This window comes from Kitasatospora sp. NPDC001095, assembly GCF_053598615.1.
The window spans coordinates 127,210-148,404 of record NZ_JBSFKQ010000011.1 but is presented as its reverse complement, the minus strand read 5'-3'; the positions used below and the strand labels follow the sequence as shown (position 1 = coordinate 148,404).

Here is a 21,195-nt window from a genome sequence, read left to right as displayed (position 1 = left end):
TTCGCCGGAACCTGAAGCCCCGGGGCCGACCGCTCGCCCCCGACCGCGCGGTCCCGGAGCGGAACGAGGAGCGCAGATCCATGGTGACCACGGGCGCCCCGTCCCAGAGCCCCGACCTGGCCCGACTGCTGGCGGACCACCGCCCGCACGGGCCGGTGGAGACCGCCGACCACGAGCGGGCCCGCCGGCTCCTCGACGTCGCCGACGCCTGGAACAGGGGCACCTTCCCGCTCCACTTCACCGCCTCCGCGCTGATCGTCCACCCGCCCACCCGCCGCGTCCTGCTGCGCTGGCACGTCCGCCAGCAGGCCTGGCTGCACGTCGGCGGCCACGGCGACCCGGGGGAGACCCGGCCGCTGGACATCGCCCTGCGCGAGGGCCTGGAGGAGACCGGCCTGACCGACCTCACCCCCTGGCCCGGCCCGGCCCTCGTCCACCTCGCCGTGGTGCCCGTCCCCGCCTCGCCCGCCGAACCCGCGCACCAGCACGCAGACCTGCGCTTCCTGCTGGCCACCGGCACCCCGGAGTCGGCCCGGCCGGAGAACCCGGCGGCCCCGCTGGAGTGGCTCACCGTCGAGGATGCCGGGCGACGGACCACCGAGGAGAACCTCCGCGAGACCCTCGACCGCGCCGCCCGCCTGCTGCCGCCCGCCTGACCGACTCCCGCCGCTGCCCGCCCGACTGCCCCCTGCCGCCCGACCGATGTCCCCTGGAGACCACCGGATGCACACCGACCAGACCCTGATCTTCGACGCCGACGACACCCTCTGGGAGAACAACGTCCTCTTCGAGCGGGTCATCGACGGCTTCCTGAACTGGGTCGCCGCCCCGGCCGAGCACGTGCGCACCAGGGCCCTGCTGAACGAGATCGAGGCCGCCAACTCCGCCACCCTCGGCTACGGCGCCACCGTCTTCCGGCAGAGCCTCGCCGACTGCCTGCAGCAGCTCAACAGCCGCACCCCCACGGCCGAGGAGCAGGCCCGCATCGACGACCTGCTCACCCCGCTGACCAGCCGCGACGTCGAACTGATCCCCGGCGTCGCCGACACCCTGGCCGCCCTCGCCGACCGCCACCACCTGCTCCTGCTCACCAAGGGTGACCAGGACGAACAGCGGCGCAAGGTGACCGAGTCCACCATCGACCACCACTTCCGGGGCGTCCACATCGTCGCCGAGAAGTCGGTCGACACCTACCGGCAGCTCACCGCCGACCTCGGCCTCGACCCGGGCCGGACCTGGATGATCGGCAACTCGCCCAAGTCCGACATCGCCCCCGCCCGCCGGGCCGGCCTGCGCACCGTCTTCATCCCGCACGAGCACACCTGGGTGCTGGAGCACACGGAACTCGGCCCCGACGAGGCGACGCTGCAGCTCGGGACCTTCCCCGAGCTGCTGCGCCACTTCTGACGGACCGTCAGCCCATCGCCGAGGCCGCCGGGACGGGCGTCCCGTCCCGGTGCAGCCACGCCCGCTCGGCGGCCGACCAGACGCCGGTCGTCAGCAGGTAGAGCACGGCGGCCACCGGCACCAGCGCCGCGAACAGCACCGACCCGAACGACAGGTACGGCAGCAGCGCCGCCCCCGGCCGGGCCGGAGCCTTCGCCGTCGATGCCGCTGCCGCCGCCGCGGCCGCGCGCCGGGCCCGGGGGAAGTTGACGACCCCGACCGCCGCCAGCCCGGCGAACAGCACCCCGAACACCACCCACTGCCCGGCGCCGTGCGCCCCCGTGACGCGCAGGCCCAGCGGCACGCCGAACAGGGTGTGGTCCAGCAGGTCATTCGGGGTGGTGAACAGGCGGTACATCACGGAGAAGAACGGGATCTGCACCAGCAGCGGCAGGCACCCCGCGAACGGCGACACCTGCTCCTTGCGGTACATCTCGGCCATCGCCTCCCGCAGCTTCTCCGGCCGGGCCCGGTGCTTGTGCTGCAGCGCGGCGACCTTCGGCGCCAGCCGCGCCCTGGCCTTCTCCCCGCGCGCCGCCGCCCGCGCCAGCGGGTGCAGCGCCAGCCGGACGGCGACGGTGAACAGGACGATGGCCGGCGCGGTCGGCACCAAGTGGGCGACGGCGGCGACGACGGCGTGCGCCACGGCGACGGCCGGGTCGAGAACGGCGAGTACGGACATGGTGAAGCGAGCCCTCCGGGGTCTCAGGACATGAGTGATCGGCGGAGGACGGCCACGGAGAACGTCTTACGGTCTTACGGTCCTGCGGAAGACTCGCGGAAGACCGGCGGAAGAGGGTTCACGCGGCCGCCGGGGCCGCTCCCGGCGCCCTGGGGCGTCGCCTGCCCCGGGCGTCCGGATCACGCTGCGGAAGGAACGCCGTACCGAACGCCCGACGCCGCAGCACCCCGCTGCGCACCGCCGCCGGTGCCCGTGCCCCCAGTAGCCGCGCCCCGGCCAGTGCCCCGGCGACCGCCCCGGCCACCAGCACCACGGCCGCCACGGCGGCAACCGACGCCAGCGTCCCGCTGTCGGCCACCGACTCCCCGGTCAACACCCGGAGCAGGCCCAGCAGCATCGCGACCACGGCCACGGCGCCCTCCCCCTCCCGGTGTCCTCGGCTCCCTGACGTACCAGCACGACGATCCTCCGAGCCGCAGGGTTCCCGCCCGTCGGGGATTTCCCCGGCGGTGCGTCCCCGCCCGCGCCCGCGCCCGTCGTCGCTCCGTTTCCGTTCGTGCTCGAAGGTGCCCTTCCCGGCGGAGGGGGCAGGACGTGCGGGGGGTGTAGCCGGCGGTGCTACGCGGGGCTACCGTGGAAGGGTGAAGACGATTACCCAGCGGGAGTTCCGGAACAACTCCGCCGCGGTGATGGACGCGGTGGAGGCGGGGGAGACCTTCCACATCACCAGGAACGGGGTCGAGGTCGCCGAGCTGCGGCCGGTGTCCGGGCGCCGGCGGCTCACGGCGGAGGAGCTGGTGGCGCGGCACGTGAAGCTGCCGCGGGTGGACTACCAGCAGATGCGCAAGGAGGCCGAGGAGTACTTCGGGCCCGAGGAACTGGTGGGGGACGAGGGCGACGACCCGTTCGAGCGGCGGCGTGGCTGAGCGCCGCAGGGCGCCCCGACGAAGGCCGGCCGGGGTGCTGGACACCTGCGTGTACATCGATCTGGCGCTGCTCAGCCCGTCCGACCTGCCGGCCGTACCGGAGCTGACCGCCATCACCTTCGCCGAGTTGCAGCAGGGCGTGTCGATGGCCAGGGACCCGGCCAGCCGGGCGGCCCGGCTGGAGGTGCTGGGCGCGGCGATGGCGGACTTCGACCCACTGCCCTTCGACGCGGCCGCCGCCGCCCGCTACGGGACGCTGGTCACCCTCACCATCGCCGCGGGGCGGCAGCCGCGCCCGCGGCGGATAGACCTGATGATCGCCGCAGTGGCCTCGGCCCACGGGCTGCCGCTGTACACCCGCAACGTGGCGGACTTCCGGGGGCTGGGCCCGGCGGTGGAGGTCATCGGGGTGTGAGGGCGGCGGTCCCGCTGCGATCCACCTCGTCCGCCAGGGCCGTCGCGGCCTTGATCGCGGCAGGGCGCCGCCGGGTCCTGGTGACCACCTGCTCGTCACCACCCCCCTCAGGGCGGGCGGTGACCACGAAGTGCGGGCGGCCGGTCAGCTCGATGAACAGCCAGCGGAACGTCAGGAACAGCACGACGACCGCAACGGCGACGATCTCCATGAAGGGGATGACGGCGAGGACGTTCAGCAGCTTCTCGACGAAGCTGCCCTTCGCGGGCTCCTGGTACCCGTACGGCCGCTCGATCGCGATCAGGACCGGTCGGCCGTCCGGCCCGGTCGCCTTCACGCACCCGCCGAAGTCGGTCCGGTCCCCGCGGGCCCAGGCCTTCCGCTGCAGCGCCAACGCTCCGGCGCTCTCGCGCGCGCTGAACCGCCGGTCCCGCTCCTGGTCCTGGCGGATCCGCTCCTCGTCCGCGGCCTTGCGTGCGGCCCGCCGCTCCCCCCGGGTGCTCATGGCGATCATCGTAGGAGCTCGGTTCAAGGGAGGGCGCAGCGGGCCGGCGGAGCGGCCGTCCGTCAGCCCAGGCGGACCGCCGTCCCGGTCGCGGCGGAGGCGCGGGCGGCCTCCAGGACGGCCAGGGCGGCCACCGCGTCGCGCGGGTCGACCGGGGGCGGGGTGCCCGGGGTGGCCAGGGTGGCGGCGACGCCCCGGTAGAAGGCGGGGTAGTCGCCCGGGTCGGTCGGCAGCGAGATCGCGGACTCGTCGGTCCCGAGGGTGCCGTAGTGCGCGGGCTGGTCGGCGCCCCACGGGCGGGTGCCGTCCGGCCGCAGCCCCGCCCGCAGGTCGGCCTCCTGCGGGTCCATGCCGGGCTTGACGTAGCCGGCAGTGTCGCCGAGCACCCGCAGCCGCGGGCCGATCAGCGGGGTGACGGCGCTGGTCCACAGGTGGGAGCGGGTGCCGGAGGCGTGGGTGAGGGCCAGGAACGCGTCGTCGTCCACCACCGCGCCGTCGCGCCGCACGTCGATCTCCGCGTACACCGTCTCGACCGGCCCGAACAGGGTGAGCGCCTGGTCGACCAGGTGGCTGCCCAGGTCGTACAGGGTGCCGCCGACCTCGGCCGGATCGGCCAGCTCCCGCCAGCCCGGCTTGGGCTTGGGACGGAAGCGCTCGAACCGGGACTCGAAGCGGTGCACCCGGCCGAGCGCGCCGCCCCGCACCAGGCGGCTCGCGGTGAGGAAGTCGCCGTCCCAGCGCCGGTTGTGGAAGACGGAGAGCAGGACGCCCCGCTCCTCGGCGAGCCGGCACAGCTCCAGCGCCTCGGCGGCGGTGCCCGCCAGCGGCTTGTCCACCACGGTGGCCAGGCCGGCCCGCAGGGCGGCGCGGGCGAGCGGCGCGTGGGTGCGGTTGGGCGAGGCGATGACGACCAGGTCGAGCGCGTCCGGGTCGGCGAGCAGCTGCTCGGGCGTGTCCACGGCACGGGCGCCCGGGTGCTCACGCGCCAGCTGGGCACGCCGCTCGGGATTGGCGGTGACCACGGCATCCAGCCGCAGGCCCGGCGTGGTGGCGATCAGAGGCGCGTGGAACGCGGAACCGGCCAGGCCGTAGCCGACCAGGCCGACGCGGAACGGACCGGAGCTCGTCTTCGGGGTCATGCGCCTACTCAATCACGGGGCGCCCGCTTGCTCCCGGTTTGGTGCACGGGGGCCGGGGTGCGCGGGGCCGGGGTGCGCGGGTGGGGAGTGCGGGCGGGGTGCGCGGGCGGGGTGCGCGGGTGGGGAGTGCCGGGGAGGTTCCGGTGGGCGGGACGTTCTGTCCCCGGACACCTGGGCGGATTAGGCTGTGCCGCGTCAGGGCCCTCGTACTACGCATGACGTTGCAACACTTCGGGAGACACGCACGTGGCAGACCGCAAGCCCATCGAGTCCTGGCTGACCGACATGGACGGGGTCCTCATCCACGAGGGCACCCCGATCCCCGGGGCGGAGGAGTTCCTGCGCAAGCTGCGGGAGTCCGGCAAGCCCTTCCTGGTCCTCACCAACAACTCCATCTACACCCCGCGCGACCTCAGCGCCCGGCTCGCGGGAATGGGGCTGGAGGTGCCCGAGGAGTGCATCTGGACCTCCGCCCTGGCCACCGCCAAGTTCCTCAAGAGCCAGCGGCCGAACGGGACCGCGTACGTGATCGGCGAGGCGGGGCTGACCACCGCGCTGTACCAGGCCGGTTACGTGCTCACCGACAACAACCCCGACTACGTGGTGCTCGGCGAGACCCGCACCTACTCCTTCGAGGCGCTCACCAAGGCGATCCGCCTGATCAACCAGGGCGCCCGGTTCATCTGCACCAACCCGGACGAGACCGGCCCCTCCACCGAGGGCGTGCTGCCGGCCACCGGCTCGGTCGCGGCCCTGATCACCAAGGCGACCGGGGTCGAGCCGTACTTCGTCGGCAAGCCCAACCCGCTGATGATGCGCGAGGCGCTGAACACCGCCGGGGCCCACTCCGAGACGGCGGTGATGATCGGCGACCGGATGGACACCGACATCGTCGCGGGCATGGAGGCCGGCATGGAGACCGTCCTGGTGCTCACCGGGCTGACCTCCGCCGCCGACGTGGAGCGCTTCCCGTACCGTCCGGGCCGTGTGGTCCAGTCGATCGCCGACCTGATCGAGCTGATCTAGGGACGTCCCCGCGCCGGCAGCCCTCCGGCCGCCGCGGTTCTGTCGTGGGCCCCGTTCCGGCCGGTCGCCGGGGCGGGGCCGTTTCGTACCCGCTGGTAGGGGCCGGCGGCGGCCGCCCATCCGGGCCCGGGACCGGCTCCGGGGACGTGAGTTGTCGGTGGGGCTGTGTAGCGTTCGGGGTGAAAGAGGGCGTGCGGCGCAGCAGCCGCGGTGTGGGAGGTAGATGTCGTGACGGACACGGTCGAGGCGGGCGTGGTCGAGGCCGGCGCGGGCGGCGGGCTGGAGCTGCCCGAGTCCTGGCGCGAGGTGCTCGGCGCCGAGACGGAGAAGCCGTACTTCGCCGAGCTGGCGGCCTTCGTGGCGGCCCAGCGCGCGGAGCACGAGGTGTTCCCGCCGAGCGGCCAGGAGTTCGCCGCGCTGGAGGCCACCCCGTACGACAAGGTCCGGGTGCTCGTGCTCGGCCAGGACCCGTACCACGACAACGGCCAGGCCCACGGCATGAGCTTCTCGGTGCTCCCGGGCACCAAGACGCCGCCGTCGCTGCGCAACATCTTCAAGGAGCTGGACGCCGACCTGGGCATCCCCGCCCCGGACAACGGCTATCTGATGCACTGGGCCGAGCAGGGCGTGCTGCTGCTCAACGCGGTGCTCACGGTCCGCGCGCACGAGGCCAACTCGCACAAGGCGAAGGGCTGGGAGAAGTTCACCGACGCCGTGATCAAGGCGGTGAGCGACCGCGAGGAGCCGGTCGTCTTCGTGCTGTGGGGCAACTACGCGAAGAAGAAGCTGCCGCTGATCGACACCACCAAGCACGTGGTGGTGCAGGGGGCGCACCCGTCGCCGCTGTCGGCCAAGCTGTTCTTCGGCAGCCGCCCGTTCTCCCAGATCAACACCGCGCTGGACTCCTTCGGCGCCGAGGCGATCGACTGGCAGGTGCCGAACCTGAAGGAGGCGTGAGCCCGGGCTCGAGCACCTCGGTGTGAGCGCCCTGGTTCGAGCATCTCGGTTCGAGTGTCGGTGGCCGTGGGCCGGACGGGTTCGATGTCCCGTTCGTCCACGGCCACTTGGCGTTCAGCGACGGTGGCCGTCGGCCGGTACCGGGTGTGCTTAGCTGGTGCGGACCGGTCGCCGGACCGGTCCGGGGAGGGGCGTCACGTGCACGGGCTGGGGCGGACGGGGACGTTGCGGTGGGCCGTGGGGGCGCTGCTGGCCGGGGTGATGGCCGTCGTTTCCGGCTGTAGCGGGTCGGACGGCGGCACGCCGGGCGCCGTCGCGAGTTCGGGTCCGGGCGGTGGCGGAGGCGGGGGCGTCGGCGCGGGGCGGGTCGGGGAGCTCGCCCAGCCTCCCGGGCAGGCCTTCTACGTCTCCGACCGGACCAACGCCGCCCGCCAGGTGACCGCGCTGCGCGGCCAGGGCCGGACGGCGGAGGCCGACGAGCTGCTGCGGATCGCCACCCAGCCGTCCTCGCAGTGGCTCGGCGAACAGGGCGCCCGGGAGATCGCCGAGCAGGTGAGCCGGCAGGCCACCGAGGCGGGCCGGACGGCGGTCTTCGTCGCGTACGACATCCCGCACCGCGACTGCGGCCAGTACTCCGCCGGCGGCGCCCCCGACGCGGCCGCCTACCGGGCCTGGATCACCGGCGTCGCGCAGGCCCTCGGGGACCGCAGGGCCTGGGTGGTGCTGGAGCCGGACGCCGTCGCGCACACCCTGGACGGCTGCGGGATCAAGGGCGACCTCGCCGCCGAGCGGTACGGCCTGCTGGCCTTCGCCGTCCAGGAGTTGAAGAAGAACCCGAACGCGCGGGTCTACCTGGACGCCGGCAACCCGGGCTGGGCGCAGGACCCGGCGGAACTGGCCACCGCCCTGCGCAAGTCGGGCATCGCGGCGGCGGACGGCTTCGCCGTGAACGTCGCCAACTTCTACGACACCGACCGGAACGCGGCGTACGGCGCCAGTCTCTCCGCGGCCCTCGGCGGGAAGAACTTCGTCATCGACACCAGCCGCAGCGGCAACGGGGCGCTCGGCGGCGCCTCCTGGTGCAACCCGCCCGGGCGCGCGCTCGGCGAGCGGCCGACCACCGAGACCGGCCGGCCCGGGGTGGACGCCTACCTGTGGATCAAGAACCCGGGGGAGTCGGACGGCGACTGCGGCCGGGGCGAGCCCAGGGCGGGCGAGTTCTGGCTGCCGTACGCGCTCGGGCTGGCGCGGGCGGCGCGCTGAGGGCGCTCGCTCCGCCGGGGCCGCCCGGGCCGCACAGGCCGCCCGTTCCGCCCGCTCCGCCTGGGCCGCCCGCGCCGTTTCTCGGGCGTCAGCCGGTGACCTGGATCCAGCGGGCGACCGACGGGGTGCCGGCGGCGTCCGTCAGGAACAGCATGTACCAGCCCGGCGGCAGCAGGTCGGCGTTGCCGGGAAGGGCGAGTGAGACGCCGTCCGCCGTCCGCCCGGTGACGTCCAGGGCCACCGAGCGCTGCTCGACGTCCGTCACGTGGGTCACCGAACTCGGCCGGATCAGCTTGGCGGTGGCGACCGCCTCCGGCCGGGCGGTGCCGACCGTGACGGACCCGCCGAGCCTGGCCGTCCGCGGAACGGCACCGACCTGCGGGCGGTCGCCGTGGTACAGGTACGGCGGGGTGTAGATCTCGATGCGCTGCTCGAAGCCGCCCGGCTGCGTCTCGGCCTTGTCCGCGAAGAGCGGGTTGGAGCCGAGTACGGCGACCCGGCCGTCCGGCAGCAGCAGCGCCTCGGAGTGGTAGTTGCGGCCGACGGTCGGCTCGGCGGCGGTGCTGAAGCTGTTCGAATCCGGGTGGTACACCTGCGCCCTGAGCAGGTCGCTGTCGCCGCGGCCGCGGTAGCCACTGGATCCGCCGGTGGTGAAGACGGTGTCGTCCGGGAGGATCACGCTGTTGAGGTAGCGGGTGCCGCCGGCCGGCAGGTCAGGCCCCGGGGTGAAGGCCGGTTTGGCGGAGGAGAGGTCCGCGATGTCGGTGCGGGCCGTGGACAGCGGGGACTCGCCGACGCCACCGCCGCCGAGCACCATCACCCGCTGCGCCTGCGCGGGCGGCAGCAGCACCGAGGAGGAGGTCTCGGTCAGGCCGGGGTCGCGCAGACCGGGGACGGGCTGGAAGGCCCCGTTCGAGAGGTCCCACAGGCCGGGCTCGCGGCCCTTGTCGCCGGGGCCGTAGCCGCCGTTGGAGCCGGAGTAGAAGAGCCGGCCGGAGGCGGTGAGGAAGATCGCCGGGTAGGTCGGGAAGTAGTGGTCGGGGCCCTTGGACCAGGACTTGGTCTTCGGGTCGTAGATCTCGTTGTCGTTGCCGTTGAGGATCTCCCCGGTGTCGTCCAGCCCGGAGACGGTGACCACCCGGCCGTCGCCCAGCCCGGTCAGCGTCGGGTACCAGCGGGCGTGGGCCATGTCGGTGACCGGCTCGTACAGCTCGGTGTCCGGGTTGAACTCGAAGGCGGAGCGGATGCCCTGGTACTCCTGCTTGTCCAGGGTCAGCTTCTCGTTCTGCCCGTACAGGTTGTGGGCGTCCGTGCCGCTCAGGCCCTTGATCCGGTACTGGGCGGGGGAGTCGGAGGCGTAGTCCGGGCCCGGGCCGGCCGCCTCCACGTACACGTGCTGCTCGCCGGCGGTGACCACGGTCTGCTTGCCGGAGCCGGTCTTGGTCGCGGCCGGGACGGTCACCGCGGCGGTGCTGGCGTACTCGTGGCCGTTCGGGGAGACGAAGACGGTGCCCTTGGGGAAGGTCCGGTCGTGCTCCGGGCTCTCGTTGCGCACCCGCATGACGCCCGCCGCCTTCTTCACGGCGCCGGCCAGCTTCTCGTAGCGCTGGGTGCCGCCGGCCACCAGGACGCGGCCGTCCGGCAGCGAGGTGTGGCCGCCGCAGAACATGTCGGCCGGGGTGGGGACCAGCTTGTAGGTGTTCTCGGCCGGGTCCCAGAGCAGGCTCTTGAAGGTGCCGGCGTTGAACTGCTTCTCGTCGTTGCCGGAGCCGGCCACGATCAGGACCTTGCCGGTGCGCAGCAGGGTCGCGTGCACGGCGTTGACCCGGAACTCGGCGGGCAGCGACAGGGTCTGCCAGTGGCCGTACTGCGCCTTGTACTCGGGGCGGTTGATCACGTAGTGGTGGTACTGCTCGGAGGCGAAGCCGAGGACGGCCGGCGCGTTCATCCCGGCCACGGTCAGTGCGACGGTGCTGCCGAGGGCGAGGCGCTTGGTGCGGCCGGCCTTGTGGATCTTCACGTGGGTGCTCCCCTCGGGAGGTCGTCAGTGGGTGGGTGTCAGGGGGTGTCCGGGCGGTACGGGAGCTGCGGGTGGTGCGGGGGCTGCGGGTGGTACGGGGGCTGCGGGGGGTACGGAGGTTGTGGAGGCGCGGGGATCGCGGGCGTGGCGGGCGTGGCGCGGGCGGCGCTTCTCCAGGAGGACGCCAGGGGTCGAGGCCGGGCCGCCGGTGACGGTGAGGGTGGCGGTGGGGCGGCTCCGTCGGCGACGGACGGCGTCGCCGATGGTGATCAGGACCGGCAGGAGGGTGAGCAGGAGGGCGATCCAGGCCCAGGTGCGCATCGCGGCGTGGTCGTAGCCGGTGAAGTAGGAGGCGGTGATCGCGCCGCCGAACACCAGCGTCCAGAACAGGTGGAAGCGGAAGGCGCCGAGCCGGTCGGTACTGGCCGAGCGGCCCTTGGGCGTCACCACGAAGCGGCTGCGGCGGCGGACGAGTGCCTGGAGCAGCGAGGCCGCGTAGACCGGGCCGCAGAGCGCCGACATCACCATGCCGGCGACCCCGGAGGAGCCGGCCGGCTCGTGCGGGCTCACGTTGTGCTTGCGGTTCCAGGTGTAGAGCAGGAGTTGGAGCGCGGCGGCGTCGCTGTAGAGCATCATCCAGATCTCCGAGGAGACGTGCACGCCGGAGGCGCCGAAGCCCAGGTAGAGCACGCTGGACAGGCCGCCGAGCAGCCAGGTGAGGGCCGCCATCGGGTAGAAGCCCACCATCAGCGAGTAGTTGAGCAGCCGGCCGGGCGACAGCTTCCACAGCACCCGCCAGTACTGGGTGAGCAGGGTTTCGTAGGTGCCCCGGCTCCAGCGCAGTTGCTGGGAGAAGAAGTCGGTCCAGGAGGACGGCCCTTCGCCGACCGCCAGCACGTCCGGGGTGTACACGGACTTCCAGCGCTCCCCGGTCTCCGGGTTCCGGCTGCGGTGGAACTCCAGGCCGGTCGCCATGTCCTCGGTGATGGAATCGTACAATCCGCCGATCGACTGGAGCGCCCGGATTCTGACGGCGTTGTTGGTGCCCACGAACATCGGTGCGCCGTAACGGTTTCCGGCACGCTGGATGAGGGCGTGGAAGAGGTACTGCTGGCTCTCGGAGAACCTGGTGACGGCCGAGCCCGAGGTGCGGTAGTTCCCGTACACCTGGGGGCCGACCACGAATGCCACGTCCGGGTCGCGGAAGTAGCCGAGCATCCGCTCGCAGAAGTCCGGCAGCGGGACGTGGTCGGTGTCCACGGACACCCAGAACTCGTAGTCGTCGCCGTGGGCCTGGAGCCAGGCGTTGTAGTTGCCGTGCTTGGTTCCGGCGCGGAACCGGCCCTTCGGCCGGTTCCAGTGCGGGCGGCCGGCACGGCTGAAGTGGCGCACGCCCAGTTCGGTGCAGAGCGCCTGCATTGCAGGATCGTTTCCCTCGTCCAACAACCAGACGTCGTAAGGTCCGTCGTGCCGCACGGCCCGGGCCGCGGTCAGCGTGGCCCGCACCATCTCGGGCGGTTCCTTGCCCGGCACGCAGGTGGTGAGGAAGGCGACCCGGGTCCCGGCCTCCGGTGTCACCGGGACCGGGTCGCGGGCGACCAGCGTGGCGTGGGTGTTGGAGACGACGTTGACCAGCCGGAACACCTCGACGACGGCGATGATGCCGATCATCACCTTGTCGCCCAGGAGCACCAGGGCGTTCGTCTCGTCCAGCCGCTCGGGCCAGTGCTCCGGCAGCAGCAGCCAGACCAGCAGCACCGCCTCCACCACGGGGGCCGCCATCATCAGCAGGGCGGCGCGGATCCGGTGCGGCTCGCGGCGCAGCAGGCTGCGGTACCGGACGCGGTAGGGGGGTGCGGGGGGCGGGTCGTAGTCGTACGGGGCGGGGCCGTACGGGGCGGTCGTCGAGGTGGGGTCGTACGGGGCGCCGGGGGGTGGGTCGTACGGGGCGGCCGCGGGCGCGGGGCCGTAGCGGGCGGCCGGTTCGGGCCAGTAGACGCCGCCGCCGAGGTCGTCGTCCTCGTCCGGGTCGTACGCCGGGCCGGCGAGACGGCTGAAGTGACCGTAGTCGTAAGGGGCTTCGGGAACCGGAACGGCGCTCAGGGCGGCCTCGTCCAGCTGCCCGGGACCTCGCCCGTGGGCCGTTCCGACGCCCTTTCGTCGCGAGAACGGCGGCGTGGTCATAGCTGCTCCCCCCGGAGTTCGCGCCTCGCTAGGCTCGCTCGGCTTCTGCGTGGGCTTGCCTCGACTCGGAGCCGTCCGGGTGGAAGTGGAACAGGGCGGAACGGGGCCGAATCGGTCGGCGTCAGCTCGAATCGGCTGGGCCGTCCAGCGCATTCGGCGTGTGCGATCGGTTCCGTGGAGCGGCGGTGCGGCGGTGCGGCGGCTTCGAATTCGGGATCCCGATGCACTTTCCCGTTTCCCCTCCGGGCACGTCGGGATCCTTGGTCTCCTCAACTCTCCCTGAGCGCAACGGTGATCGCAACCAGTCCGGGAGATCGCCGCCGCCGAGGCATGAAGATGACACGGTTCCCGGCCGCAATGGCGGGGGTTGATGCTATTGCGGGGGAATCTCGGGTTCCGGGGTGGCTTGTGGGTGCTCAGCGGGTGGTCTGCGGGTGGTTCGCGGGTGCTCCGCGAGTGGTCTGCTGGTGGTTCGCGGGGCAGCGGAACGGCCGGACCGTCCCTCAGGGGCGACCCGGCCGTCCGTACGGGGTCGGACTGCTCAGAGCGGGGGCAGCAGGGTGGCACCGGTCGCCGACCGGACCTCCGCGAAGTCGACGCCCGGAGCCGTCTCCACCAACCGCAGGCCCTCCGGGGTCACGTCGATCACGGCGAGGTCGGTGACGATCCGGTCCACAACTCCTCGACCGGTGGCCGGAAGTGACAGTTCCTCGACGATCTTCGGCGAGCCGTCCCGGGCGGTGTGCTCCATCACCACGATCAGCCGACGGGCCCCGTGGACCAGGTCCATCGCGCCGCCCATGCCCTTGACCATCTTGCCGGGGATCATCCAGTTGGCGAGGTCCCCGGCGGCCGACACCTGCATCGCGCCGAGTACCGAGACGTCGATCCGCCCGGCCCGGATCATGCCGAAGGAGAAGGCGGAGTCGAAGTACGAGGCGCCGGGGGCGACCGTCACCGTCTCCTTGCCGGCGTTGATCAGGTCGGCGTGCTCGGTGCCCTCTTCCGGGAACGGGCCGACGCCGAGGATGCCGTTCTCCGAGTGCAGCACCACCTCGACGCCCGGCGGGAGGTGGTTGGGGATCAGGGTCGGCAGGCCGATGCCCAGGTTCACGTACTGGCCGTCGCGCAACTCGCGGGCGGCGCGGGCGGCCAGGGCGTTGCGCGGGTCGAGGGCGGGGGCGGCCGGCGTGCCCGTGACGGGGGCGGGGTCGGCAGTCTCGATGGGCATCGGGTCAGGCCTCCTGGAGTGCGGGGCGGACGGTCCGGCGCTCGATGCGGCGGTCCTCGGGGTCGGCGGCCACCACCCGGTCGACGTACACCCCGGGCAGGTGCACCGCGTCCGGCGGGAGCTCGCCCGGTTCGACGATCCGGTCCGCCTCGACCAGGGTGATCCGGCCCGCCATCGCGCAGAGCGGGTTGAAGTTCCGGGCGGCGGCGTGGAAGACGCAGTTGCCGTGCCGGTCCGCCACCTCGGCCCGGACCAGCGCGAAGTCCGCCGTGATCGCCTCCTCCATCAGGTACCGACGGCCGCCGAACTCCCGGACCTCCTTCGGCGGGGAGGCCAGGGCCACCGAGCCGTCGGCCGCGTAGCGCCAGGGCAGCCCACCCTCCTCGATCTGGGTGCCGACCCCGGCCGGGGTGAAGAACGCCGGGATGCCGGATCCGCCCGCCCGCAGCCGCTCGGCCAGCGTGCCCTGCGGGGTCAGCTCCACCTCCAGCTCGCCGGAGAGGTACTGCCGGGCGAACTCCTTGTTCTCCCCGACGTACGAGGAGGTCATCCGGGCGATCCGGCCCGCCCGCAGCAGCAGGCCCAGCCCCCAGTCGTCCACCCCGCAGTTGTTCGAGACCACCCGCAGCCCGGTGGCACCGGAGTCCACCAGTGCGCCGATCAGCGTGCTCGGGATGCCGCAGAGGCCGAAGCCGCCGACGGCCAGGACCGCACCGTCGGGGATGTCCCCGACCGCGTCGGCGGGGGAGTCCAGGACCTTGTCCAAGGGGTCACCTCGTGAGGGAGTGGGAGGAGGGAGGAACGGAGAGCGGAGGGGTGGAGGGAGGGGAGCAGGCGGGGGACGGAAGGAAGGAGGCTGCGGGGACGGGCAGGCTGCGGGACGGAGGGGCAGGCGGAGAGGGGCGGCCGGCGGGCTCGGGAACCGCGCGGAGCCCACGGCCGTGCCAGGCCGGGCTGAGGTCCTGCCTGGGCCGGATCGGGTCGGACGCGCCGCTGGGGTGGCTGCCGCCGGACGGGCTCCGCGCCCCTCCACCGTCACCGGGCGGGGGCCGCCGTAGCCATGGCGGCTGCCCCCATGGGTGGGTGCGGATCCGTGTCGGTGGGCCACACCCACGAGCCCGGGGAACGGCGACCGGCCGATGGTATGTCGGTTGCCACCACAGCCTGGTGGCCTGATGCGTCGACCAGGCACATGTCGCTGCTCTCACCGCACACCTACGGTTCCCGCATCCACCCCGCCGCACCTCAGGAGTCGGTCACCATGCGCAGCTCGACAGCCCCCTCCAGGACCGCCTCCGGCGCCCGCCTGGGCGACTCCCTGACCGGCGGCCCGACCCGGAAGCTCGCCGCCCTCGCGGCCTGCGTCCTGCTCGCCTCGGGCTGCGCCAAGGCCGGCACGGCCGGGACGAGCGCGGCGGACGGTGGATCGAAGGGCCCGATCAAGGTCGGCCTGGTGTACTCCAAGACCGGACCGCTGGCCGCCTACGGCAAGCAGTACCTGGAGGGTTTCAAGGCCGGCCTGAGCTACGCGACCAAGGGCACCGGCGCGGTCGACGGACACAAGATCGAGTTCGAGGAGCAGGACGACGCCGGCGACCCGGCCAAGGCGGTGTCCGCCGCCAAGGACCTGATCGGCAAGGGCTACAAGGTGCTGGCCGGCTCCACCGCCTCCGGCGTGGCCCTCCAGGTCGGCCCGATCGCCGCCCAGAACAAGGTGCTCTTCATCAGCGGTCCGGCCGCGGCCGACAAGGCCACCGGGCTCAACAAGTACACCTTCCGTTCCGGCCGCCAGTCCTACCAGGACATCAAGACCGCGGCCTCGTTCGTCGGTGACGCCAAGGGCAAGAAGGTCACCGTGCTCGCTCAGGACAACGCCTTCGGCCAGGCCAACGTGGCCGCCGTGAAGGCGGTGCTCGGCGCCGAGGGCGCGACGGTCGACCAGGTGCTCGCCCCGCCGAGCGCCACCGACCTCACCCCCTTCGCCACCCAGGCCAAGACCGCCAAGCCCGACCTGCTGTTCGTCGCCTGGGCCGGCGACACCGCCTCGGCCCTGTGGACGGCGCTCAACCAGCAGGACGTGTTCGCCGACACCAAGGTCGTCACCGGCCTCGACCTGGCCGCCTCCTACCCGCTGTTCGGCCCGGCCGGTGAGAAGATCTCCTTCCTGAACCACTACTTCGACGGCGCCGCCGGCACCCCGGTGGAGAAGGCCATGACCGACGCCGTCACCGCCGCCGGGGGGAAGACGGACATCTTCACCCCGGACGGCTTCACCGCCGCCCAGATGATCGTGCACGCCGTCGAGTCCAACCACGGCTCCACCGATGACACTTCGGCCCTGGTCAAGGCCCTTGAAGGGTGGAGCTTCGACGGGGTGAAGGGGAAGACCACGGTCCGCGCCGAGGACCACGCCCTGCTCCAGCCGATGTTCCAGGCGCGGCTGACCGGCAATGGCGCCGCCGCCAAGCCCTCGGTGGAGAAGACCCTGACCGCGGACGAGGCGGCACCCCCGGTCACCCCGATGGCGGGCTGATCCCGATGTCCGCCCGTACCACCTCCACCCCTTCCGGCTCCTCCGTCGCGTCCGCCGAGTCCAGTTCGTCCGTGCGTTCCTCCGCGTCCCCCTCTCCGGTGCTGCGACTGGACGGGCTCGGCTGGGCCGTCCGCGGCGTGCCGATCGTCGAGGACGTCTCCTTCTCGGTCGGCGAAGGCGAGTTCATCGCCTTCATCGGGCCCAACGGCGCCGGCAAGACCTCCCTGTTCAACCTGATCTCTGGCATCTACCCGGCGACCCACGGCAGCCTCCACCTCGACGGTGCGGACATCACCGCCGAGGCGGTGCACGCCCGGGCCCGCCGCGGGCTCGGCCGCACCTTTCAGACCTCCTCCCTCTGGCCGGGGATGACCGTCGCCGACCATGTCCGACTGGCCGCCCAGGCGGCGGCCGGGCCGCGTGCCTCGTACCGGCTCTGGCGCCGCGCCGACCGCTACGAGCAGCAGTTGGCCGACACCTTGGAACGCACCGATCTCACCCACCGTGCGGACACCCTGGCCAGTGCGCTCTCGCACGGGGAGAAGCGCAAGCTGGAGCTGGCCGTCCTGCTGGTCTCCGAGCCCCGGCTGATCCTGCTGGACGAGCCGATGGCCGGTGTCAGCGCGGAGGAGGTGCCTGCTCTCACCGAGCTGATCCGCTCCGTGCACCGCGACCTGGGCCGGACCGTCCTGATGGTCGAGCACCACATGGACGTCCTGCTCGGCCTGGCCGACCGGCTCGCGGTGATGCACCACGGCACCCTGCTCGCCCTGGACACCCCCGAGGCCGTGATGGCCGACCCGACCGTGCAACAGGCCTACCTGGGTGAGGCGTTGTGACCTCCTCTCCGTTCTCCGCTCAGCGCACCTCTCCTTCGGCGCGCTCCGTCTCATCGTCGGCCGCTGCCGCTGCCGATCCCCTCCTCTCCGTTCGCGATCTGCGGGTGGTCATCGACGGGCTGCACATCCTGCACGGCGTCGACTTCGACGTGGCCCCCGCCGGGGTGACCGCACTCCTGGGCCGCAACGGCGCCGGCAAGACCACCACCGTCAAGGCCGTCATGGGCCTGGTGCCGCGCACCGGAAGCATCCGGCTCTCCGGTGCCGAACTCTCCTCCCTTCCGACGCATCTGGTCGTTCGGCATGGCATCGGGTACGCACCCGAGGATCGGGGGATCTTCGCCGGCCTGACGGTCGCCGAGAACCTCCGCCTCGCCGAGCGCGCCGCCGGGAGCGGGAGCGGGAGCGAGGCCGGTGAGCCGAATTACGCGCTCGTCCACGAGCTCTTCCCCGAACTCAAAAAGCGGGCCGGCCAGTTGGCCGGGACGCTCTCCGGTGGCCAGCAGCAGATGGTGGCGATCGGCCGGACGCTGCTCAACCGCAACCGGTTGATCATCGCCGACGAGCCCACCAAGGGCCTGGCCCCGAAGATCGTCGCCGAGGTGGCCGAGGTGCTGGCGCGTGCGGCCGAGGCCGTGCCCGTCCTGCTGGTCGAGCAGAACCTCGCCCTCGTCCGCCGACTGGCCGGCACCTGTGCCGTCCTGGCCGACGGTCGCACCGCCCACCGCGGTGACACCGCCGAGCTGTTGGCTGACGAGGAAGCCGCCCGCCGCCTGCTCGGCGTCGGCTCCCGCCACCCGCTCGCCGGCGGGCCCCGGCCCGCCTCCTCCCCGGCCGCCCCTGTCGTCACCGCCGAGGTGAAGCCCTGATGGACACCGTCGTCCTCCTTTTCTGTACCGGACTCGGTCTCGGTGCGCTGTACTTCCTGGTCGCCTCCGGTCTGTCGCTGATCTTCGGTCTGATGGACGTGCTCAACTTCGCGCACGGCGCCCTGCTCTCCATCGGCGCCTACGCCACCTGGTGGGCCGGCACCGAGGCCGGCTTCTCCTTCTGGCTCGCAGTGCCGTTCGGCACCCTGGTCGGAACGGCCGCCGCCGTCCTGCTGGAGCTCTTCCTGATCCGGCCCCTCTACAGCCGCCCACGCGACCAGATCCTCGCCACCGTCGGGGTCGGGCTTGCCGTACCCGCCCTGCTGATGGGGATCTGGGGGGCGGACTCCCGCCCCTTCCCCCAGCCGGAGCTGCTGTCCGGCACCTGGCACGTGCTCGGTGCGACCGTCCCGGTCAACCGCTTCGTGCTGGTGGCCGCCGCCGCCCTGCTGCTGCTCGCTCTTCGGTTGTTCCTCGCCCGCACCCGCTACGGGCTGATCGTCCGGGCCGGCGTCGAGGACCGGGCGATGGTCACCGCGCTCGGCATCGACGTCCGGAAGGCGTTCACCCTCGTCTTCGCCCTCGGCGGGGCTGCCGCCGCCCTCGGTGGCGCCCTCGGGGGCCTCTACTTCGGTTCGGTCAACCCCGGCCAGGGGACCGGCCTGCTCATCTTCGCCTTCGTCGTCGTGGTCATGGGCGGCATGGGCTCCGTGACCGGAGCCGCCGTCGCCTCGGTGGGCGTCGGCCTCGTCCAGCAGTTCGCCAACTACTACACCGGCGCCGGGCTCGGCGACCTCTCGGTCGTCGTCCTGCTCGCCGTGCTGCTTCTCGTCCGACCCCGTGGACTCACCGGGAGGCTCGCGTGAGCGCCGAAACACCGATCACGAGCACCGGTGGTCCTGCGGCCGGCCGCAGCGCCACCCGTCCGACAGGGGGGACTGACACCAGCCCTGCCGTGACCACCATGCCGGCAGAGGGGACTGACACCAGCTCCGCCGACACCGCCACTGTGACAAGGGGGACTGACACCGGCCTTGCCGAGACCCATTGTGAACACAAGGCCGAGTCCGGCGCCATCCCTCGAACAGGTGATTCGGTCACTATTCGTTGGACAGGAGTGCACAGAGCGCTACGCTGGTGGCCGATTGCTCTGCTGATCACGCTCCTTGTCGCCCCATATAGTGCGCTTCCCGTCCCGGGACTGCTCGACGGCCCGCTCGGCAGCCCCGGAAGCCTCCAACTGATAGCCCTGTGCCTGCTCTACGGGGGCCTCGCCACCGGTTACGACCTCCTGCTCGGTCGGACCGGACTGCTCTCCTTCGGCCACGCGCTCTACTTCGCGACCGGCCTCTACGCCACCGACCTCGGCATGCTGGAGCTGCAACTGCCGTTCGCCGCCGCCGCGGTGTTCGGCGTCGCCTGCTCCGTTCTGCTGGCCCTGCTGCTCGGCTCGGTCAGCCTGCGCGTCACCGGCATCGGCTTCTCCATGGTCACCCTCGCCTTCGCCCAGGCCGGCTCGATCCTCGTCCAGCGCAACCCTGGTGGCGCCACCGGTGGCGAGGAGGGCCGCTCAGCCCCGGCCGAGCTGCTGCCCTCCGGTCTGCTCGGGATCGAGAACACCGCCAACCTCTACTGGATCGCCGTCGGTTACCTGGTGCTGACGGTCGCCGCGGTCCACTGGGCCGTCAAGTCGCCCATGGGCCGGGTCTGGGAGGGCATCAAGGAGAACGAGCGCCGGGTCGAGGTGCTCGGACTGCGGCCCTACGGCTACAAGTTGGTCGCCTTCGTGCTGTCCGGCGGGCTCGCCGGCCTGGGCGGGGTGGTCTACCTGCTGCTGACCGGTGGCGCCACCCCGCAGGCCGCCACCTCGGACGCCACGCTCGCGCTCCTGGTCATGGTCGTCCTCGGCGGCTCCGGCACCCGCTGGGGGCCCCTGCTCGGTGGTGTGCTGTACACCTGGGCGAGCCACCGGCTCGGCGACCTCGCCAACTCGTCGACCGTGGCCGACCTGCCGGCGGTGCTGAAGGTGCCGCTCTCCCAACCCCTGTTCCTGCTGGGCACCCTGTTCGTCGCCGTGGTCTACTTGCTGCCCGGCGGCCTGGCCAGACTGCCTGCCCGCATCCGGTCCGCCCGGTCCGCGCGCTCAGCTCCGGCGCCGACCGGCCTCGGAACCGCCCACCCCACCGGAGGTACCCCCGCGTGAGCCAGTCGCCGCTGAAGCCCGAGGAGTTGACCGTCCCCGTGCCCGGCGGGGACCTCGCCGTCCTGCGCTGGTCCGCCGACGACCCGCAGGCCCCGACGATCGTGGCGGTGCACGGCATCACCGCCAACGGCCTCGCCTGGTACGAGGTAGCCCGCCGGCTCGCCGGTCGGGTCACCCTGCTCGCGCCCGACCTGCGGGGCCGCGGCGCGAGCCGCTCGGTCGCCGGACCGTACGGGCTGGCCCGGCACGCCGACGACGTGGCCGCGCTGATCGGCGCCCTGGGCTCGGGGCCCGTCACGGTGGTCGGCCACTCGATGGGGGCCTGGGTCACCGCGCTGGCCGCCGTCCGGCATCCCGACCTGGTCCGTCGCGTCCTGCTGGTCGACGGAGCGGTCACCTTCCCGCTGCCGCAGGGCGTTCGCGAGGAGGACGCCCTGGCCGCCGTGCTCGGCCCCGCGCTGGCCCGGCTGTCCACGACCTTTCCGGACCGGGACGCCTACCGGGAGTTCTGGCGCGGCCACCCCGCCTTCGCCGGCGAGTGGACCGAGGGGATCGACGCCTACACCCAGCGAGACCTCGTCGGCACGGAGCCCGAACTGCGCTCCTCCTGCGTGCTGGAGGCGGTGCAGACCGACGGTGCCCAGGTCCTGCTGGACGAGGACGCGGCAGCCGCCGTGCACCGGCTGCCCTGCCCGGCCGACCTGCTCTGGGCCGAGCGCGGTCTGCTCGACGAGCCGCAGGGCCTCTACGACCACGAGCGGATCGGGCTGGCCCGGCTGGACCAGGAGCGGGTGTCCGCCGTGCCGGTGCCGGGCACCAACCACTACTCGATCCTCTGGGGTGAGGCAGGGGCGGACCGCATCGTCCGCATCCTGCTCGCGGACGCCCCCGTCGCCGGCTAGCGCTGGCCGCCCGCCGCCGGGTAGCCGCCCGGCCCAGGGAACCGACCGGGACGAC

Annotated in this window: 21 protein-coding genes; 13 read left to right on the top strand and 8 right to left on the bottom strand. The window is 72.8% G+C overall.

Annotation, left to right across the window (positions count from 1 at the left end):
- The first annotated feature begins 80 nt into the window (after positions 1-80).
- Complete coding sequence (locus ACWDBB_RS13390; protein WP_449789683.1) at positions 81-656, top strand: NUDIX hydrolase; 576 nt, start codon at positions 81-83, stop codon at positions 654-656.
- Positions 657-723: 67 nt separating this feature from the next.
- The gene (locus tag ACWDBB_RS13385) at positions 724-1,407 is read left to right on the top strand and encodes an HAD family hydrolase (protein ID WP_449789682.1); all 684 of its coding nucleotides are present in this window, start codon (positions 724-726) and stop codon (positions 1,405-1,407) included.
- A 7-nt stretch (positions 1,408-1,414) separates the two neighbouring features.
- On the opposite strand, the gene ACWDBB_RS13380 is transcribed toward ACWDBB_RS13385, so the two are convergent.
- Together ACWDBB_RS13380 and ACWDBB_RS13375 are read right to left on the bottom strand one after the other, a co-directional pair.
- A complete protein-coding gene (locus ACWDBB_RS13380; RefSeq protein WP_449789681.1) occupies positions 1,415-2,128 on the bottom strand; it encodes a YidC/Oxa1 family membrane protein insertase in 714 nt (237 codons plus the stop codon).
- A gap of 118 nt (positions 2,129-2,246) precedes the next feature.
- Entirely contained in the window at positions 2,247-2,540 is a 294-nt protein-coding gene (locus ACWDBB_RS13375) for a DUF6412 domain-containing protein (RefSeq protein ID WP_449789680.1), read from the bottom strand.
- 229 nt (positions 2,541-2,769) lie between these two features.
- Between ACWDBB_RS13375 and ACWDBB_RS13370 the strand changes: the two genes are divergently transcribed.
- Both ACWDBB_RS13370 and ACWDBB_RS13365 read left to right on the top strand, forming a co-directional pair.
- Positions 2,770-3,054: a type II toxin-antitoxin system Phd/YefM family antitoxin gene (locus ACWDBB_RS13370; RefSeq protein WP_063349249.1), complete on the top strand. Its 285-nt coding sequence runs from the start codon at positions 2,770-2,772 to the stop codon at positions 3,052-3,054.
- Between the two features lie 49 nt (positions 3,055-3,103).
- Positions 3,104-3,469, top strand: coding sequence for a PIN domain-containing protein (locus ACWDBB_RS13365; RefSeq protein ID WP_449789679.1), 366 nt, complete (start codon positions 3,104-3,106; stop codon positions 3,467-3,469).
- Here ACWDBB_RS13365 and ACWDBB_RS13360 read toward each other — a convergent pair.
- Together ACWDBB_RS13360 and ACWDBB_RS13355 are read right to left on the bottom strand one after the other, a co-directional pair.
- A complete protein-coding gene (locus ACWDBB_RS13360) occupies positions 3,456-3,974 on the bottom strand; it encodes a hypothetical protein (RefSeq protein ID WP_449789678.1) in 519 nt (172 codons plus the stop codon). The genes ACWDBB_RS13365 and ACWDBB_RS13360 overlap by 14 nt on opposite strands.
- Before the next feature lie 62 nt (positions 3,975-4,036).
- Positions 4,037-5,113, bottom strand: a complete 1,077-nt coding sequence (locus tag ACWDBB_RS13355; RefSeq protein WP_449789677.1) for a Gfo/Idh/MocA family oxidoreductase — start codon at positions 5,111-5,113, stop codon at positions 4,037-4,039.
- A gap of 246 nt (positions 5,114-5,359) precedes the next feature.
- Between ACWDBB_RS13355 and ACWDBB_RS13350 the strand changes: the two genes are divergently transcribed.
- The 3 genes from ACWDBB_RS13350 to ACWDBB_RS13340 all read left to right on the top strand — a co-directional run bounded on the left by ACWDBB_RS13350 (position 5,360) and on the right by ACWDBB_RS13340 (position 8,359).
- Entirely contained in the window at positions 5,360-6,139 is a 780-nt protein-coding gene (locus ACWDBB_RS13350) for an HAD-IIA family hydrolase (protein ID WP_449789676.1), read from the top strand.
- 228 nt (positions 6,140-6,367) lie between these two features.
- Positions 6,368-7,096 carry a uracil-DNA glycosylase gene (locus ACWDBB_RS13345; RefSeq protein WP_449789675.1) on the top strand — a complete coding sequence of 243 codons (729 nt, stop codon included), beginning with the start codon at positions 6,368-6,370 and terminating at the stop codon, positions 7,094-7,096.
- Positions 7,097-7,357: 261 nt separating this feature from the next.
- Complete coding sequence (locus ACWDBB_RS13340) at positions 7,358-8,359, top strand: glycoside hydrolase family 6 protein (protein ID WP_449789739.1); 1,002 nt, start codon at positions 7,358-7,360, stop codon at positions 8,357-8,359.
- A gap of 88 nt (positions 8,360-8,447) precedes the next feature.
- Here ACWDBB_RS13340 and ACWDBB_RS13335 read toward each other — a convergent pair whose 3' ends face one another.
- From ACWDBB_RS13335 to ACWDBB_RS13320, 4 genes are all read right to left on the bottom strand, one after another.
- Positions 8,448-10,379, bottom strand: coding sequence for a galactose oxidase-like domain-containing protein (locus tag ACWDBB_RS13335; RefSeq protein ID WP_449789674.1), 1,932 nt, complete (start codon positions 10,377-10,379; stop codon positions 8,448-8,450).
- A 24-nt stretch (positions 10,380-10,403) separates the two neighbouring features.
- Positions 10,404-12,563 carry a glycosyltransferase family 2 protein gene (locus tag ACWDBB_RS13330; RefSeq protein ID WP_449789673.1) on the bottom strand — a complete coding sequence of 720 codons (2,160 nt, stop codon included), beginning with the start codon at positions 12,561-12,563 and terminating at the stop codon, positions 10,404-10,406.
- 541 nt (positions 12,564-13,104) lie between these two features.
- Positions 13,105-13,794, bottom strand: a complete 690-nt coding sequence (locus ACWDBB_RS13325) for a 3-oxoacid CoA-transferase subunit B (RefSeq protein WP_449789672.1) — start codon at positions 13,792-13,794, stop codon at positions 13,105-13,107.
- Positions 13,795-13,798: 4 nt separating this feature from the next.
- The gene (locus ACWDBB_RS13320; protein WP_392881183.1) at positions 13,799-14,560 is read right to left on the bottom strand and encodes a CoA transferase subunit A; all 762 of its coding nucleotides are present in this window, start codon (positions 14,558-14,560) and stop codon (positions 13,799-13,801) included.
- A gap of 495 nt (positions 14,561-15,055) precedes the next feature.
- Between ACWDBB_RS13320 and ACWDBB_RS13315 the strand changes: the two genes are divergently transcribed.
- The 6 genes from ACWDBB_RS13315 (at position 15,056) to ACWDBB_RS13290 (ending at position 21,140) form a co-directional block, all read left to right on the top strand.
- Positions 15,056-16,327: a substrate-binding domain-containing protein gene (locus tag ACWDBB_RS13315; RefSeq protein WP_449789671.1), complete on the top strand. Its 1,272-nt coding sequence runs from the start codon at positions 15,056-15,058 to the stop codon at positions 16,325-16,327.
- Positions 16,328-16,398: 71 nt separating this feature from the next.
- Positions 16,399-17,166 carry an ABC transporter ATP-binding protein gene (locus tag ACWDBB_RS13310; RefSeq protein ID WP_449789670.1) on the top strand — a complete coding sequence of 256 codons (768 nt, stop codon included), beginning with the start codon at positions 16,399-16,401 and terminating at the stop codon, positions 17,164-17,166.
- A 104-nt stretch (positions 17,167-17,270) separates the two neighbouring features.
- Positions 17,271-18,035: an ABC transporter ATP-binding protein gene (locus tag ACWDBB_RS13305; RefSeq protein WP_449789669.1), complete on the top strand. Its 765-nt coding sequence runs from the start codon at positions 17,271-17,273 to the stop codon at positions 18,033-18,035.
- Positions 18,035-18,901 carry a branched-chain amino acid ABC transporter permease gene (locus ACWDBB_RS13300; RefSeq protein WP_402407295.1) on the top strand — a complete coding sequence of 289 codons (867 nt, stop codon included), beginning with the start codon at positions 18,035-18,037 and terminating at the stop codon, positions 18,899-18,901. Before ACWDBB_RS13305 ends, ACWDBB_RS13300 begins: the two co-directional genes overlap by 1 nt.
- Positions 18,902-19,137: 236 nt before the next feature.
- Positions 19,138-20,238 carry a branched-chain amino acid ABC transporter permease gene (locus ACWDBB_RS13295; RefSeq protein WP_449789738.1) on the top strand — a complete coding sequence of 367 codons (1,101 nt, stop codon included), beginning with the start codon at positions 19,138-19,140 and terminating at the stop codon, positions 20,236-20,238.
- The gene (locus tag ACWDBB_RS13290) at positions 20,235-21,140 is read left to right on the top strand and encodes an alpha/beta fold hydrolase (RefSeq protein WP_449789668.1); all 906 of its coding nucleotides are present in this window, start codon (positions 20,235-20,237) and stop codon (positions 21,138-21,140) included. The genes ACWDBB_RS13295 and ACWDBB_RS13290 overlap by 4 nt, the downstream gene beginning before the upstream one ends.
- Positions 21,141-21,195 lie beyond the last annotated feature (55 nt).